The organism is Pseudovibrio sp. Ad46, from assembly GCF_001623065.1.
Classification (GTDB): domain Bacteria; phylum Pseudomonadota; class Alphaproteobacteria; order Rhizobiales; family Stappiaceae; genus Pseudovibrio.
In genome coordinates this window covers 89133-104177 of sequence record NZ_LMCG01000019.1, presented here as the reverse complement: position 1 = coordinate 104177, position 15045 = coordinate 89133, and the positions used below count along the sequence as shown (strand labels likewise).

Below are 15045 nucleotides of genomic sequence, written 5' to 3'. Positions count from 1 at the left end.
AAGCCATTGCCGCTCTGGCTGGCCTTGCTCCTTTCAATGTAGATAGTGGTCAGTTTCGCGGCCATCGGGCCATTAAGGGTGGGCGCAAACGCGTGCGGAACGCGCTTTATATGGCAGCGGTTACAGCGGCACGATCTAATTCTCACTTTGCTTCATTTGCTCAAGCCCTCATCAAAAGAGGGAAGCCCTTCAAAGCGGCAATGATTGCTCTGGCGAGAAAGATACTCATCACAGCCAATGCACTCCTCAGAGATAGTGTTCCATTCAATGCATAAACACAGTTGCCGCATCAAGTGCGGGATGACGAGAGGGAGGTGTGTGGGATGACGGTGGTGGGGGTTTGCCGCGGGATGTACTCCAGCTTCCAATAGGGCCAAGTTAAGGACGAGTGTTGTGAGTGGCAATGGCTTGATGGAGCGGGCGGAAAGTGGTGAAAAATCATCGATAATCGGCAAAATACTTGGCATTAAGTTTTACTGGCTCATTGATTAAAAATATTGGCATGTGCCCTGCATATCTGCTAGTGAAATTCCAATTATAAATTGCGGTTTCCGGTTTGTGTTGGGGCCGTTTTGGAATACAGGCTGGCCTCCCCTCAGACGTCATCCCGCATTTGATGCGGGATCTAGGCCAAGGCCGCACCCCCATCAAATCAACTCCAGATACTACTCCTGCTATGTCAGCGTTCGTCACGTCAGGCCACGACATCATGACACATGCAGTTTGTTATGAGGGGTGATTTCCAGCTGGGTCCCGCATCAAGTGCGGGATGACGAGATGGAGGTGTGCGGGATGATGAGACGGGGTGTGTGGCGTGACAAGAGGGAGGTGTGTGGGATGACGGTGGAGGGAGAGGTGGTTTGAAGCGGGTTGGGTGTGCGGGGATAAGTTGGATTTTGGGTGGTGTGTTTGGTGCACTATATGAGGCGAAGGGCTGTTGCACTTATTCCCCTTTTTTGCCGTAGATTTCGGGTTTAGCGGTGCGCTCAGGTTCGTTGATCTCCCGAATTTCATAGGAACGCAGAAAAACGCAAAGTTGCGCATAGCAACGCAAAATGATGTTTGCCGGGTTATGCCCGTTGGTGCACGTGGGCGTGTGGTGGTTTCTTCCACATGAAGTGTGCAGGCTTTTTTGCCGGCTTTGGTGTTTGGTGTGCACTAAGGCGCCCTCTAGCGCTTTGATTTAATTTCGTAATTCCCTCTTTCTATTGCCCCCTGACAGTTCTTACACGAGTCTTATCTCAGGTTTACAGGGCTGCGCTCTGGCGGCACGCTCGGCTAAGAGAACGAAGTTCTATTCCCAGTTAAGAAGAACTCGCTGTGCGTTGCATTTACGGAGCAACGCAAACCAACGCAAAGGGGCATAGATTTGCGAATTGTGCACGTTATCCTCGCTCTGGGGCTTGGGCTGGTTGTGGCTGGCTGCGCTTCTGTTGGCAATGAGAGCCTTCGGCATTTGACGCGTGAAGGGCTGGAAAGCCAGCTGGAGAACGGCAAGACAACCAAGGAAGATGTGCGCGTTGCGTTGGGCGATCCGAACACCACTGATTTTACCGATAGTGGCAATGAGATTTGGAAATACAGGCATGTACGGACGCAGGCGAAGGTTGAGAACTTCATTCCTGTGGTTGATTTGCTTGCCAGCGGGCAGGATGTGACCACCAAGGAAGTGGCCCTGTTTTTTGATCAGGACGGTTTGCTGAGGAACTACTCCATGATTGAGGTGGAGGACGAGGTTCGCACCGGACTTATCACCGCGAACATGTAGCATAGATTTTTAGATGGGTTGGCGCGCTCGGGGTGGAAGCTTCGGGCGGTTTTGCTGTTTATGCCCTTGTATGCTGCTGGTTATGCCCGTTGTGGTGAGGTGGCATTATGAGCATATGTTCTTTTCCTAGCTTGTCAGAGACTGATAAGAGGCGCAGTATAATGAACATATGCTCATTAGAGCTGGCCGCGTTCTCTATTCCTCACGCCCCCTGCTCTAGATTTATGTTGCTGTGCGTCTCCCCTGCCTAAATCACTGATGGTTCTTATGGGAGAGGCTGTGAAAGGAGTGTTTGTTATGCCACGTCCAAGAAAACCACGCCGAATTCATGGAACTGCAGGAGTGCGCTTTTTCAAGCCGCAGGGCGTGCCGCTGCGCACGCTTCAGGCGGCGGTTTTATCGCAGGACGGGATGGAGGCGTTGCGTCTGGCCGATGCGGAAGGGCTGGAACATACGGCTGCAGCTGATCTGATGGGGATTTCACGGCCTACGTTCTCCCGCCTTGTCTCCCACGCCCGCACGGTGGTTGCGACGGCGCTGACGGAGGGGTTGGCGCTGAAAATTGAGGGTGGTGCCGTTGCGGCGGACGACTCCTGCCTGCCCGAAGCGGAGTTGAGTGACGAGGACTGCCAGCGTATGCAGCGGCGTCGGCGGCGCGGGTTCTGCGGACGGGCGAGCGTGATCTCTGAGCCTGTGCAGCTGGATGAGGCGGAGGGGGCGGTTTAGGCCGGCGCTGGGTGGTTGTGGTTTCTGGCTGGGTTCTGGGGCTGGGCTGTGCTTGACGGGCTGGATATCCCCGTGGGTGGGTGAGGTTATGCCCCTGCTGACGGGTCGAATTTCGCCGATTTCGCATTAAAAAACGCGGATTCCGAAATTTTCCGGAATCCGCGTTTTTGTGTTTCGTTAGCGCTGTTCAACGGGAGTTATCCGCGCAGGGTACCGCCGGTAGCCTTTTGAACGGACGCAACAATTTTGTTTGAGACCGCCTCGATATCCTCATCGGTGAGGGTCTTCTTGGTCGGCTGCAGGGTTACATCGATCGCGAGGGAGCGCTGGCCTTCCGGCACGCCCTGCCCTTCGTAGATATCGAAGAGATTCACGTTTGTGATCAATGCCTTATCCGCACCTTTGGCAGCTTTCAGGAGCTTCTCAACCGGGATAGAGCTGTCTACCAGGAACGCAAAGTCCCGTTTTACCGGCATAAGATCCGCAGCATTCAACGCACCCTTGGATTTGGTCGCTTTCTTCTTCGGCTGAGGAACAGCGTCGATGAAGACTTCGAACGCCACGAGCGGGCCTTCAATGTCCAATGCTTCCAAGGTCTTAGGGTGGATCTCACCGAAGTACGCCAGAGTGTTTTTCGGACCCATTTTGAGGGCGCCGGAGCGGCCTGGGTGGTAGTAATCCGGAGCGTCGGTGAAGACCATCAGGTTGTTTACCTGCGCACCAATGGACTGCAGTACCGCACCCGCATCGGCCTTCGCGTCGAAAACATCAATGTTTTCAGCGTTTCCGGACCAGTGGCGACCAGAACCGGTTGGTTTGGCGGTACCGCGGCGGATGCCGGCGATGACTATCTTCTGCCCTTTTTCGCTATCGTTTTCAAAGACTTGGCCAACTTCGAAGAGAGCAACGTCGGCGTAGCCGCGGTCTGCGTTGCGCTGTGCTGCGGTGAGCAGGCCAGGCAGCAGGGACGGACGCATGTCGGACATGTCTGCTGATATCGGATTTGCCAATGATAGCAGTGGGTTACCACCGCCGAAGTGCTCTGCGTGGGCTTTTGGAATGAAGGACCACAGAACGGCCTCGTCCATGCCGCGTGTTGCGAGTGCGCGGCGGGCATTAGAGCGGCGGATCTGGCTAACAGTCAGAACCTTCTGGGAGATTGGCTCCATGCGCGGCAGGGTAGCAGTTGGCACTTTGTCGATGCCGACAATGCGCATAACCTCTTCTACCAAATCAGCTTTTCCGTGGATGTCCGGGCGCCAGCTTGGGGGAGAAACCTTCACGACATCGCCGTTGCCAGCGACCCAGAAGCCGAGCAGGGAGAGGATAGCTTTGATCTCACCGTGGGATACTTCCAGACCGGAGAGGCGTTTGACTTCGCTGAGTGGGAAGTCGATGATGCGCTCTTCCTGTGGCACTTCTCCTACAACGTGCGCGTCGGATGCTTCGCCGCCGCCACACAGGTCCATGACCAATTTCGTTGCAGTTTCAAGGCCTTCTACCATGTACGCCGGGTCTACGCCGCGCTCGAAGCGGTAGCGGGCGTCGGTAGATACTCCCAGTTTACGACCTGTGCGGGCGATGTTGAGCGGATCCCAGAGTGCGCTTTCAATCACCACGTTACTGGTGTTTTCATCGCAACCTGTTGATTCTCCACCCATAATTCCGCCGAGAGACTCCAGACCGTTGTCGTCAGCAATGACTACGACGCTCTCGTCAACGGCATAAGTTTTTCCGTCGAGGCCAACAAGTTCTTCGCCAGCCTTACCGTGACGGACAGTCAGGTTGCCGGAAACCTTATCTGCATCAAAGACATGCAGCGGGCGGCCCTGATCGAAGGTCATGTAGTTGGTGATGTCCACGAGGGCATTAATCGGGCGTAGACCGATAGCAACCAGACGCTTCTGCATCCATTTAGGAGACGGGCCGTTTTTGATGCCACGGACCACACGATAGCCAAATGCAGGGCAGTGTTCCGGGCTATCCCCTAGATCCAAAAGGATTTTTAGGTCGTTTGCGTTGCTATGTGCGTTCACTTGCGTTTTTTGCGGGGTTTTTAGCGTTCCTAAGCCGGAAGCAGCCAAATCACGCGCAATTCCGAACACACTTGCACAGTCGGAGCGGTTCGGGGTCAGGCCGATTTCGATGACCGGATCGTCCAGACCAGCATATGCAACAAACGGGGTGCCGACTGGTGCGTCTTCTGGCAGGTCGATGACGCCGTCGTGTTCGTCGGATAACTCCAGCTCGCGCTCGGAGGCCATCATGCCGTGGCTTTCCACGTCGCGGATTTTACCGACGGACAATGTGACGTCCAGACCGGGGATGTAATCGCCCGGTTTTGCGAACACGCCAATCAGACCTTTGCGGGCGTTTGGGGCGCCGCAGACAACCTGTAGGGGTTCACCTTCGCCAGTGTCCACTTTCAGCACGCGCAGACGGTCCGCATTCGGATGCTGCTCGGCTTCCAGAACACGGGCGATTTTGAATGTGCCAAGGCGATCAGCTGGATTGGAGATTTCTTCCACTTCCAGCCCGATCAGCGTCAGGCGCTCTACAATTTCATCAAGGCTTGCATCGGTCTCAAGATGGTCCTTGAGCCAGGAAAGGGTGAATTTCATTTTATTAGCTCTTTACGTTTGGACCAAATTACTTGGAAAGACCGGAGACCAGCGCTGGCATATCCAGCGGACGGAAGCCGTAGTGCTTGAGCCAGCGGACGTCTGCATCAAAGAAGGCGCGCAGGTCGTTCATGCCGTATTTCAGCATTGCCAGACGGTCAATGCCGATGCCCCATGCGAAGCCCTGGTACACATCCGGGTCGAGACCACAGTTGCGCAGAACGTTGGAGTGCACCATGCCGCAGCCGAGGATTTCCATCCAGTCGTTGCCGGTCCCGATTTTCACTTCAGCGCCGGAGCGGTCGCACTTCACGTCCACTTCCATGGATGGCTCGGTGAACGGGAAGAAGCTTGGGCGGAAGCGCAGCTCTACATCATCCACTTCGAAGAAGGCTTTGAGGAACTCTTCCAATGTGCCCTTCAGGTGGCCGATATGCGTGGTCTTGTCGATCACGAGGCCTTCCAGCTGGTGGAACATTGGTGTGTGGGTCTGGTCGCTGTCACAACGGTATGTGCGGCCCGGCATGATCAGGCGCAGCGGTGGCTCCTGAGATTTCATCGCGCGGATCTGCACCGGGGATGTGTGCGTGCGCAGCAACATGCGCTCGCCGTCTTCCTTTTCATTGAAGAAGAAGGTGTCGTGCATTTCGCGGGCCGGGTGGCCTTCCGGGAAGTTGAGCGCGGTGAAGTTCAGCTCATCAGTCTCGATGTCCGGGCCTTCAGCAACGGAAAAGCCCATGTCAGCGAAGATGGCGATCAGCTCGTCAGTCACCTGAGAAATCGGGTGAATGCGGCCTTCTTCTGCCGGAGTGGTGCGCAGTGGCTGGCTCACATCAACGGTTTCAGAGGCGAGGCGCGCGTTGAGTGCTTCAACCTTCAACACGTCTTTACGAGCGGTGATAGCCTCACCAACGCGGTTTTTCAGGCCGTTGAGCGCAGGACCCATTTCCTTGCGCTCTTCCGGGCTCATTTTGCCAAGCGTTTTCATTTTTTCAGAAACGCTGCCCTTTTTGCCAAGGGCGGCAACGCGCACGTCTTCCAGTGCGGCTTCGGAGTCAGCACCGGCAATCGCGGTGTTAATCTCGGCTTCGAGTGTTTCGAGGTCGGACATAATCCCTCAAGGGTTTGGATGTGCCAGCAGCTGATTGGAACCTGAGTCCCGGCCGGGCAAATAAAATTCGTGGAGGTCTTTTAGCGAATGCTGGCAGCGCAATAAAGGGGCTGATTGATAATCAGCCTCTTAGATTTCCTCAATACTCCCGTTTTTCAGCGGAAACTTCAGGAATTACGATGAAAACACCCGCTGGGGCTGCTCGTGGAATGGCACGCCCTGCCCCGCTGCCTAAACGCTCTTGCCTGAATGAACACGCACAAACGGGCGAGCACAATGGCTCTGCGGTGCGGTTCTCACTCTTGCATAGCGAGCATCAAGCCAAGCACATAAATCGCCCACACGCCGGACCATCATGGACACGGGTGGTGATTTTTTCGGCGATGTGCATGCGCAACGGCATTGGGAATCCTTTGAGGATTGATGGTGGTGTGCGGAGGGTAGCGGAAATGGCGGAGGATGGGAAGGGGAGCCAGATTGGGATCGTTCAAGAAATGCGTTGTTGGATCTTCACGCTAGTAACAATTACAAGGTACATTATGAACTGAACGCCTAACAGCTATCGAAATGGTACGGCCCGCTTCAACATTAATAAAGACGAGGTACGCCAGTCCCAAAATGAAATAAAATATAAATACTAGAACCAAACCAGCTCCTCTCATGAGAGAGAACAACGCTTTTCTAAATGAAAGAATTGAGAATTCACAAAACTGTAGCTATACAATAGCTACTATATAGCTTTACCTAGCATACCAAATCCCGATAATACATGCCTTAACTTAGCATTACCATCTTCGCGAAAATAGCTAATAAACTCACCTTGAAACGTCTGTACAGTCTGCAACTTTGCATATTCAGAGCATTCTTGCATTGAACTCCACCTATCTAGTTGAATTACTGCGGATCCCTTTAATTCTAGATATGCCTTTGGAGCAAAAATATCGCTTTTGTCTGTAGTGAGTATTATCGAAGGTATGCCTAATTTTGCAGCCATTGTCTCGGCTGCGGAAACATCAACAAGAGCATAGCAAAAATTTAAACTCTTCTCTTCAACAGCCATTTTGCGAACTCCTAAAAGAGCTCGCTGCCATACTGAAAGCGTTTCAAAACCTTTTTTGCCTACGACGATCTGCACGTTTTCCCGCTTGAGTTGCTTCAATAGAGAAAAATACGCATCTTTATACTTTGAATTTCTACTGCCAATATTAGGATGCGGCCTGAAAAATATAAAATTGGCATTATTTATTTTCAAAGATTCAATTAAAAATTCCAGTAATCGTGGAAAACACAATGTCGAAGAGTTTTCCGATTCAGTCCCACCTTCCCAAGTAGGCATATATAATAATCCACGCGCCTCAGAATTTAACTTATTCTCTCCAATCACTCTCAAATCATCAAAATCGATATTTGCAACTCCAGAGCTCCCAATGTCCAAAACTCGCTGTGCAGCGGTTTCTTGATTCATAACTCCATATTGTTGTAATCTATGGCTTGCAAATGGGCCAGCCACTAACAAATAATCATAAACACGGTACATCGGATGCAAAGAAGCTCGCTTATTACTCTCACCGTGTCCCAAAAAAAAATGATTTACATTTCTATTTTTCAGGAGTCTAATATTTTCTACTGAGTTAAAAAAATAGAATACATTACCGCACTGAGAAGAAACACAGTTCTCCCTAGTTCTAATTACAAACCGAATTTTATATTTATACTTAAGCCAGGCCCGAATATTACTCAAAAAACTACGAAAGCGAAATCTTATTATTACTTCAATATCTTCAGGCGAAAATAAACCATTTTCAAAAGCAAAAGTGTATTGGCTTGCGCTCGACTTTCCTTTTGAATCTATAAAGAAATAATTCTGCAAAGCTAAGCAAACCTTCTATACACATTTAAAAGAGGACTTTAAGGTCCCCTTTTATCAACTCTGCGATCTTGATCGCAAGCTTTGTTCTTTATGCACTAAGTTTATAATGTGAGTAAACTCGACCCAAACCATCCTCCAGAGAAACACTAAAATCCCAACCTAAATCCATAATTTTATTTGACAATAAAATACCAGTATCATGTTTTAGATATAGAGATGACTTCTCCGGAGTTATCTTCCGCGTCACCTCAGCATCAGGACTATTGTCAGCAGCAATCTTAGCGATGTCATATACCGAGTATATCTCTTTATGATTGGAGATATTGTAACACCCGTCTTCTCCACGTATCAGACTTACAAGCAGCCCAGCCACAACATCAGCAACGTATGTCGGGGAAATCTGATGCGTACCATCAGATTTAAGATTGATATCATCATTACTTACCATGGCACCAATGATATCGCTCAAAACCCGACCATCGTTTAGCTTGATGCCGGGACCATAAGTGTGGGAAATTCTAACTACACGATATGGATTTCCAAACTGCATCCCATAGGAGGCTACCATATTCTCACCGAGCCGCTTACTTTCCGGATAAGCAGAACGTATTTCTAGAGGATCGAGTACACCGTAGTCGGTTTCGCTGACATACTTCTTAGTCAGGTCCACTTTCTTACCATAGATTTCCCGAGTAGAAAAAAAGACAAAGTTACCTGTTTTTTCCTTCAGCAACTTTAGTAAGTCATTCGTGTACTGTACATTAGTTTCAATAACATTCAGCGGACGCTTAGCCAATTCTACAGGATTTGTTGAACTTGCCGTATGGAAGATAAGATCATAGGGGCCAGAAATATTTTCTTTTCCGTATTCAACAACTTCTATTCCAGAACATTCGAAATAACCGGAAAATAACTTCATGGCCGCCGTGATATCTCGACTAGAACAATACAGAGAAATACCCAAGTTATGTTTTTCATTAAGGTACTTCATCGCTGCAACTATGTAAAAACCAATCAGTCCTGTAGATCCAGTTACCAGTATTTTCGCGTCTGATAAAAAGAGCAGCTCATTAGCATCAATTTTGCTACCGAACTCAAAAATATCCTGCTTTATTACTTCCGCCTTGGAACTAAACATGCAATTCTCACATTCTACTTCATTTGAATTGGCAAACCGTCATTTCAGCTTGCTATAATTACTCTAAACGCTGATCTTAATCAGCGTCTTCTTCTGACATCAAAAAGCCGAAGGCCAATGGGTTCTTATTATTTCATCTCATGAAGGTCCAGAGCCGCATACAGAAATGGCGTTGTCTGTTTTACAAATGAAGTAAATCTAACACGAGCAACTTCATAGTTAGATTTTCCAATAGTAAGTATGCGAGTACCATTTTTGCAAAAATGCCTGCCGTAACCAGCTGTTGCTAACTCCTCAAAAACAGGTGCAAGCTCCCTGTCTCTCTGCTTGGCTCTTAGGGAAATAAAAGCATGTTTCGCCTGCCCGCCCCAAACTACATGATAATACAGCCTACGATTCGAATTTCTTAAAGTAAACTTAGCAGCTTTCCCATCAAGGGCATCCCATGGAACAACTATCGGAAGTCGTATTTTCGAAAAGAAAACAGTCCAGACTTTCGAGTATAAAATCCTATCCTGTAAAGATAAACGCTCCGACTGCATTTCATGCACGATATTAAGTGCATCTGCTCTAGCATCTATAGAATATTCAAATTTGATAGCATTGAATATGAGCCTGAACTCTTGTACATTATCAAAGGCATGATGTGTGGAGTTAGCTCCATCGTTTCCAATTGACCGGCAATAGACACTAAAATTTCCATAATTATTTAATCCATAGCTTACAGGAGAAAGTCCCCAACTCTCCAGAAGTGGAACTAATTGATCTTCATAATCATTCTTTGACTTGGCGTTGATTTGGCTAAAAAAACGAGACCGATGATTTTGAGACAAGTGCTCTAAGCTTACTCTCTTCTCAAACTCTGGATTTGTTAAGTCAATTTGCTCCATCGCAAATCGCTTAGAATCTGGCCATCTGGCTACATAATATTGAGGGTTTCCAGCAAATCCGATTGCGCCAACTACAAAATCTGCCAACCAGAGCGCGGCAAAGCCTCCCGAAGAACTTCCGATAAAATGAGTATCTTCATTTGCGATTCCATATTTACTTTGAACCTTCCTGACAATTGCAGCAACAATCGGAAGTGCGTGTATCTTTTCAGAACCAAAATACCAACCCGCAGTAATGTTGGAAGAAATCGACTTTCGAGTGGGGTCTTCTATAAATAAACACACCCCGTTAAACCACGGGTACCAGCTAACTCTCTCAAAGCGCGTAGCATTTTCACCCTTCCTACTACGACCTGAACTTAAAAATACAAACAACTTACTTTCTCGAGAGCAAACACCAAAACACTCTATGGTTAATCCATCTTTACTCAGGTTAATACGCTGTTTTGAGAGATCACCATTCCACAAATCTAAATCAAGACATTGAGGGGCGGCGGCTAAGAGATGTCGTCGAAGCTTAATAGCATGCGCTTTGGCTTCATCATATTTCATAGGAGAAATATCACCTAATGGCCAGTTTGTAACACCCCTCTGCCGCCCCAAAATTTCAGTTCCTCTTCAAACTTCCCTCAGGGAGCTATCGATCATTCTTGGTTTTTTTTAAGAAGGTCTTCTGGTACCACACCTTAAACAAATCATTACTCCGGCCCCACCACAAAGTTTTCTTCATAACACGCCTGTCATATTTTAGGTTTTGCGTAAGACGCATGAGAGCTTCGATATCATCAGTATATCCGTAGCATGGCGCCTCACCATCATGACCAGTGAATGCTTTTGTTCTCTTTATTAAATCTTCTCGAATTACCATATATTTATCTGAATTCGACGGAGGGTTATCTAGGTCGAAATCTGAAAAAATCTCTTCCTTCTTGTTCTCATGAGTTACATGCAAACAACCTTCATAACCAGAAAATCTCGATTGAATATTGTTATTGTCTTTTGCCAAATCCACCCTCAGAACTGGCGTTTCCAGGGCAAGACAAGGTAAAGCTGCATGTAATCTTGTTGTTACCACACAATGAGCTCTAGAAAGCAGATAAAGCACCGTTCTTGCCAAATCAAATCTTTGATTTTGAGTAAAAGACGGTGTCATTATAGCAGACATCCTAAAAACGCGTCTTTTCGTTGTCTGTCTAATCTTCTTAACAACAGCATCCGGTAGATCTATCGCAAGAATGAAGTCCCCGCGTGGAACATCAGGATTCCTCTTCAATGTTAAAGTAAGACAACCAGAGAAATACGCATCAATTCCTTTTGACTCCATATAATCTCGAGTGCTCAGATCGCGACAGCCAATTGGTCCCACTTTCTTCAAATAATCAATAGATTTTTTGTTAAGAGTGTCACGAAGCTCATCGCGAATGTACATTGAGATTGGCAACGGCGCGATAGAGTCACTAGGAGGAAAACTCTCTGGCTTCCACATCCACCAAGCATTCATAATTAACTTAGTATCGACCTTAGACTTAAAGGAAGCGGTTTGCTCGCGATGCACTAAAGTATCAATACTCGGCAAAAATCTCAGCGCAGCAATACTTTGAATCTCATCTCCAATATTCATTGAAGAGTAGCTCAGCAGCCCAAACTTGTGTTCGGAGTCATTTACAGTTTTCATTCAGCAACCTCAACATACCCTTTTCCGGATTGCGCTTTGTTCTGCAGCAATTGAGCGCCTCCAGCCTTTTCTTTTCTGGCAATCTCAGAAGACGAAATCCCTTCCAGATCACTAATATTCTTATATTGCAGGCGTAATCGTGCGACACTTACACCTTTTGTAAGCGCCTTTATAATATCAGCCGCATTATCGGCAGCACGCCCATTTTCATACGATCCAGCTTGCTCTAAAAAACTATCCACTTGGCCGAGGAAACGTATTTCATCAAACTTTCTAATATTTTCGGTCAGAACGCTCGAGTCAAAGGACGTCGGAATAGGGGTTTCTAAAAAATCAAAATACAAAGTTCCTTGCAAACTTTCCCGCATCAGCTCTTCCAAATGAAAAAAGCACGGTCGTTTGGTAAGTAGAAAATCAAAAATACCGCTAGAAAAATCTGTAATCATCGCGTCCGAAGCAACTAAAAGCTCCTGCATATCTGAATGTTCGGATAGATCGACTACATTTTTGCCATTTAGACTTTTCAATGACAATCCATTTTTTAGGATCTTATTGCGTGTCCTCGGATGCAAACGCAAACCAAACACCCATTCCCCATTAAATCTATCTTGAAAGGCCCTCAATATGCTTTCAACATCAATCTTTTTAACGAAATCGACATCAAATTCGCTGTGAGTTGGAGCAAATAAGACTAGCTTCTTACCCTCGTAATCATATTTTTTACAAATTTCTTTTTTCAGAGAGAACTTCAATAAATCATCAAAAAACACATCACTTCGCGCATGGCCAATCTCGATAATTTGCTTCGACTTAAAACGAAAACCATTGGAAAACACTTTAGTCTCAAATACCGAGTTTGAGAGAAAAACATTTGTCCTCTTGGCTTCTCTTATAATTTTTTGCTTTCGTTTATTGCCTAAATCGAGGCCAACCTTCTTGATTCCAAATGATCCGTGTCCAGTTTGAATCCAGATTTGCCCTTTCTTTTTGGGCCAATCACTCATCGAATTCAATGTATTGAAAACAACCACCTTAGCTGAAGCTAGCGCAATACATTTCCCAACGAAACCGCCACCTCCATAAGTAATCCAGTCGCCATTATAGCCTTTGCGGTTGTTAGACAACAACCAAACAGTCTTCAAATCCGCATGCCTTGTAGACACTTTTCTTGCTATGTAACCTGGATTACATCCAACATCTAAACCATTAAAATGATCAAAAACAACTTTATTCTTATCGATCTTCACGCACGCAAAAATCAGCCGTTGCACCAACTTTAATGAGCTTGACACTAGAGACTTCTGAAAGCCACGATATTTTTTCTTCAACTTATTAAACAACTTACTTCTACCTTAAGGCAATCCGAAAATAGATTCATAGTGACTTGCATCGACTAATGCTTTAAAGATGAAGTAATCTTTAGCTGTCGTAATTTTTATATTATCATAACTTGTCTCTACTAGATGTATATTTTTCCCATAATGTGACATGAGAGTACAACTATCTACCAAAGCATCCTCCGGCAAATCCTTTCCATTTATATGAAGCCTGTAAGCCTCAATAAAATTGAAGGCCTGAGGTGCTTTAACTATGATATAGCTACTGCGATTGTGGACGGTTGATATTTTCTGAAAATCGTCTGTCTCCGCAGGCGTCTCCGTTAAGGAAACATATGAGGCAGCTGCGCCGTGCTCTGTCGCGCCCTTAACGACATTTGTGATTATATCCTGCGTAATGATTGGACGAACAGCATCATGCATTACCACCGTCTCAGTGCTCGGAATATTCTTCTTTATGTAATCCAGTGCATTTAGCCTGGATTCATGAGAAGTTGCACCGCCGGGAATAATATGACATCGCTTTCGAATATTAAAACGCTCGATTAGATCCTTTAAGAAATCAGCCCACCCGGCAACGCAGGGAATGACAATTTCCTCGATATGAGGATTATTGGAGAAATGCTCTAGCGTATAAACAATAATGGGCTTCCCATAAAGTTCTACAAACTGTTTTGGGGTACCGCTCTTTGAAAATCTAGCTCCGACCCCACCACCGAAAATAATCGCAACGCTCAATTGGGAAAACTCCGCACCACACTATCATGAAAGATTCAAACGTGGTTTTTCTTTGCGCCTTCTCAACTCAGGCGTCAAGGCCATCCATACACTTTTATGACGTTATTAAGACGTTGTGCCGCCAAGGCAGAATCCTAGAAGAAAACACTTATCTCACCAACGAGTAAACTAAAGCACAAAACACCCCCCACTCGTGACTCCTCACATAAACATAGAACAAGAGAAGCACTATCATCATTCACACGCATATTGCTCAGTACATATTATTAATATTTCGACACAAAATTGGTAATATATTTTATTTTTACCAAACGTTTATTAGTTTTACCTTATGTTTACATCACACCCTAAACAAAACTCATATTACGCAGATATTATACTAATATTTTATATAATTAGCGTGCTTTTACAGAAAATGCCATTGAACATTGACTTCTACTATGTATTTTTGTAAAATTAAGTATATTTAATTATAATCGTTGTTTTAATCTTGAAAATCTTGCTTATTTTCAGCAGCTTGTGCTGAGTGAGCGGATGAACCAGAGCAGTGAGCGGGATGCTTTGTTCACTTTGCATTATGCCTTGCGAGACCGCATAGAAGCGTTGAGAAAGACCTGTGGGGTCCTACAGCAGGTCGTCGACCCACAACCGATCAGTACAACATTGACGCTTCTTGAGTAACGGGTTGGGCGTGGGGCGCTGAGCCCCCTGCCCTGTTCGGCTGCGTTAGCGCCTCTTCTCGTCATTTTACTCGATGTTAGAGGTGCGCCTTTTCACTGTGCCGGTGCAAAGTGGCGTTTCGCCGTGGGCGGAGCCTCGCACCCTTTGTCTGCCGCCCTCTCGCTAGCTGTTTGCCCGCGACCGGCAATAGCAAGCGCATGCACCCTGCTGGTCTGCGGTGAGTAACGCGCTCCGCAGGCCAGAGCTTTGTGCTGGTGTTATGGCGTAAAAATGCAGAACAGCGTGAAGATGACCGCCATGATAGAGGCCAGTGCGATGTAATAGGGCCGGGCGCAGGCGCTGGCGTAGTTGGTGTAATAGTCTTCCAACTGCCGCGGCGTTGGGTTTGGTGGGTGTCTATCAGGTTCACGAAGTGGGAAAATCAACATTCTGGCTTCTTTTCTTTGAGGAGAACTAAGCCTATCTTTCCTTGTGTTCTTTCTGCCGGATA

At 47.1% G+C, this 15045-nt stretch carries 13 protein-coding genes; 4 read left to right on the top strand and 9 right to left on the bottom strand.

The annotated features are described in order from the left end of the window. The 3 genes from PsAD46_RS04865 to PsAD46_RS04855 all read left to right on the top strand — a co-directional run. On the top strand, window positions 1-275 hold a 275-nt coding region (locus PsAD46_RS04865), incomplete at its 5' end, for a transposase (protein ID WP_153040688.1). Between the two features lie 1103 nt (window positions 276-1378). Continuing rightward, window positions 1379-1768, top strand: a complete 390-nt coding sequence (gene bamE / locus PsAD46_RS04860) for an outer membrane protein assembly factor BamE (protein ID WP_244271719.1) — start codon at window positions 1379-1381, stop codon at window positions 1766-1768. Between the two features lie 297 nt (window positions 1769-2065). Next, window positions 2066-2494 carry a DUF134 domain-containing protein gene (locus PsAD46_RS04855; RefSeq protein WP_063306277.1) on the top strand — a complete coding sequence of 143 codons (429 nt, stop codon included), beginning with the start codon at window positions 2066-2068 and terminating at the stop codon, window positions 2492-2494. A gap of 197 nt (window positions 2495-2691) precedes the next feature. Here PsAD46_RS04855 and pheT read toward each other — a convergent pair whose 3' ends face one another. From pheT to PsAD46_RS04810, 8 genes are all read right to left on the bottom strand, one after another. After that, the gene (gene pheT, locus PsAD46_RS04850; RefSeq protein ID WP_063306276.1) at window positions 2692-5115 is read right to left on the bottom strand and encodes a phenylalanine--tRNA ligase subunit beta; all 2424 of its coding nucleotides are present in this window, start codon (window positions 5113-5115) and stop codon (window positions 2692-2694) included. 28 nt (window positions 5116-5143) lie between these two features. After that, window positions 5144-6226, bottom strand: coding sequence for a phenylalanine--tRNA ligase subunit alpha (pheS, locus tag PsAD46_RS04845; protein ID WP_063286698.1), 1083 nt, complete (start codon window positions 6224-6226; stop codon window positions 5144-5146). Window positions 6227-6956: 730 nt separating this feature from the next. Continuing rightward, window positions 6957-8096 carry a hypothetical protein gene (locus PsAD46_RS04835; protein ID WP_153040687.1) on the bottom strand — a complete coding sequence of 380 codons (1140 nt, stop codon included), beginning with the start codon at window positions 8094-8096 and terminating at the stop codon, window positions 6957-6959. Between the two features lie 88 nt (window positions 8097-8184). Further along, entirely contained in the window at window positions 8185-9234 is a 1050-nt protein-coding gene (locus PsAD46_RS04830) for an NAD-dependent epimerase/dehydratase family protein (RefSeq protein ID WP_063291002.1), read from the bottom strand. A 128-nt stretch (window positions 9235-9362) separates the two neighbouring features. Further along, entirely contained in the window at window positions 9363-10676 is a 1314-nt protein-coding gene (locus tag PsAD46_RS04825) for a hypothetical protein (RefSeq protein ID WP_153040686.1), read from the bottom strand. 85 nt (window positions 10677-10761) lie between these two features. Continuing rightward, window positions 10762-11799, bottom strand: a complete 1038-nt coding sequence (locus PsAD46_RS04820; protein WP_063291000.1) for a polysaccharide pyruvyl transferase family protein — start codon at window positions 11797-11799, stop codon at window positions 10762-10764. Further along, on the bottom strand, window positions 11796-13091 hold the full coding sequence (locus PsAD46_RS04815; protein ID WP_063306273.1) for a CDP-glycerol glycerophosphotransferase family protein: 1296 nt from the start codon (window positions 13089-13091) through the stop codon (window positions 11796-11798). The genes PsAD46_RS04820 and PsAD46_RS04815 overlap by 4 nt, the downstream gene beginning before the upstream one ends. A 60-nt stretch (window positions 13092-13151) precedes the next feature. Beyond that, window positions 13152-13874 (bottom strand): IspD/TarI family cytidylyltransferase, encoded by a 723-nt coding sequence (locus PsAD46_RS04810; protein WP_063306272.1) that lies wholly within the window; start codon window positions 13872-13874, stop codon window positions 13152-13154. Between the two features lie 444 nt (window positions 13875-14318). On the opposite strand from PsAD46_RS04810, the gene PsAD46_RS28520 reads away from it, so the two are divergent. Then, window positions 14319-14555: a hypothetical protein gene (locus PsAD46_RS28520; protein ID WP_084404339.1), complete on the top strand. Its 237-nt coding sequence runs from the start codon at window positions 14319-14321 to the stop codon at window positions 14553-14555. A 257-nt stretch (window positions 14556-14812) separates the two neighbouring features. Here PsAD46_RS28520 and PsAD46_RS28055 read toward each other — a convergent pair whose 3' ends face one another. Continuing rightward, entirely contained in the window at window positions 14813-14983 is a 171-nt protein-coding gene (locus tag PsAD46_RS28055) for a hypothetical protein (RefSeq protein ID WP_193776912.1), read from the bottom strand. Window positions 14984-15045: the final 62 nt, after the last annotated feature.

What these genes read in the sequence shown, in the direction of transcription:
- PsAD46_RS28055 (WP_193776912.1), bottom strand. Translation starts at nt 14,983, where the DNA reads ATGTTGATTTTCCCACTTCGTGAACCTGATAGACACCCACCAAACCCA.
- PsAD46_RS04825 (WP_153040686.1), bottom strand. Translation starts at nt 10,676, where the DNA reads ATGAAATATGATGAAGCCAAAGCGCATGCTATTAAGCTTCGACGACAT.
- PsAD46_RS04830 (WP_063291002.1), bottom strand. Translation starts at nt 9,234, where the DNA reads ATGTTTAGTTCCAAGGCGGAAGTAATAAAGCAGGATATTTTTGAGTTC.
- pheT (WP_063306276.1), bottom strand. Translation starts at nt 5,115, where the DNA reads ATGAAATTCACCCTTTCCTGGCTCAAGGACCATCTTGAGACCGATGCA.
- pheS (WP_063286698.1), bottom strand. Translation starts at nt 6,226, where the DNA reads ATGTCCGACCTCGAAACACTCGAAGCCGAGATTAACACCGCGATTGCC.
- PsAD46_RS04855 (WP_063306277.1), top strand. Translation starts at nt 2,066, where the DNA reads ATGCCACGTCCAAGAAAACCACGCCGAATTCATGGAACTGCAGGAGTG.
- PsAD46_RS04820 (WP_063291000.1), bottom strand. Translation starts at nt 11,799, where the DNA reads ATGAAAACTGTAAATGACTCCGAACACAAGTTTGGGCTGCTGAGCTAC.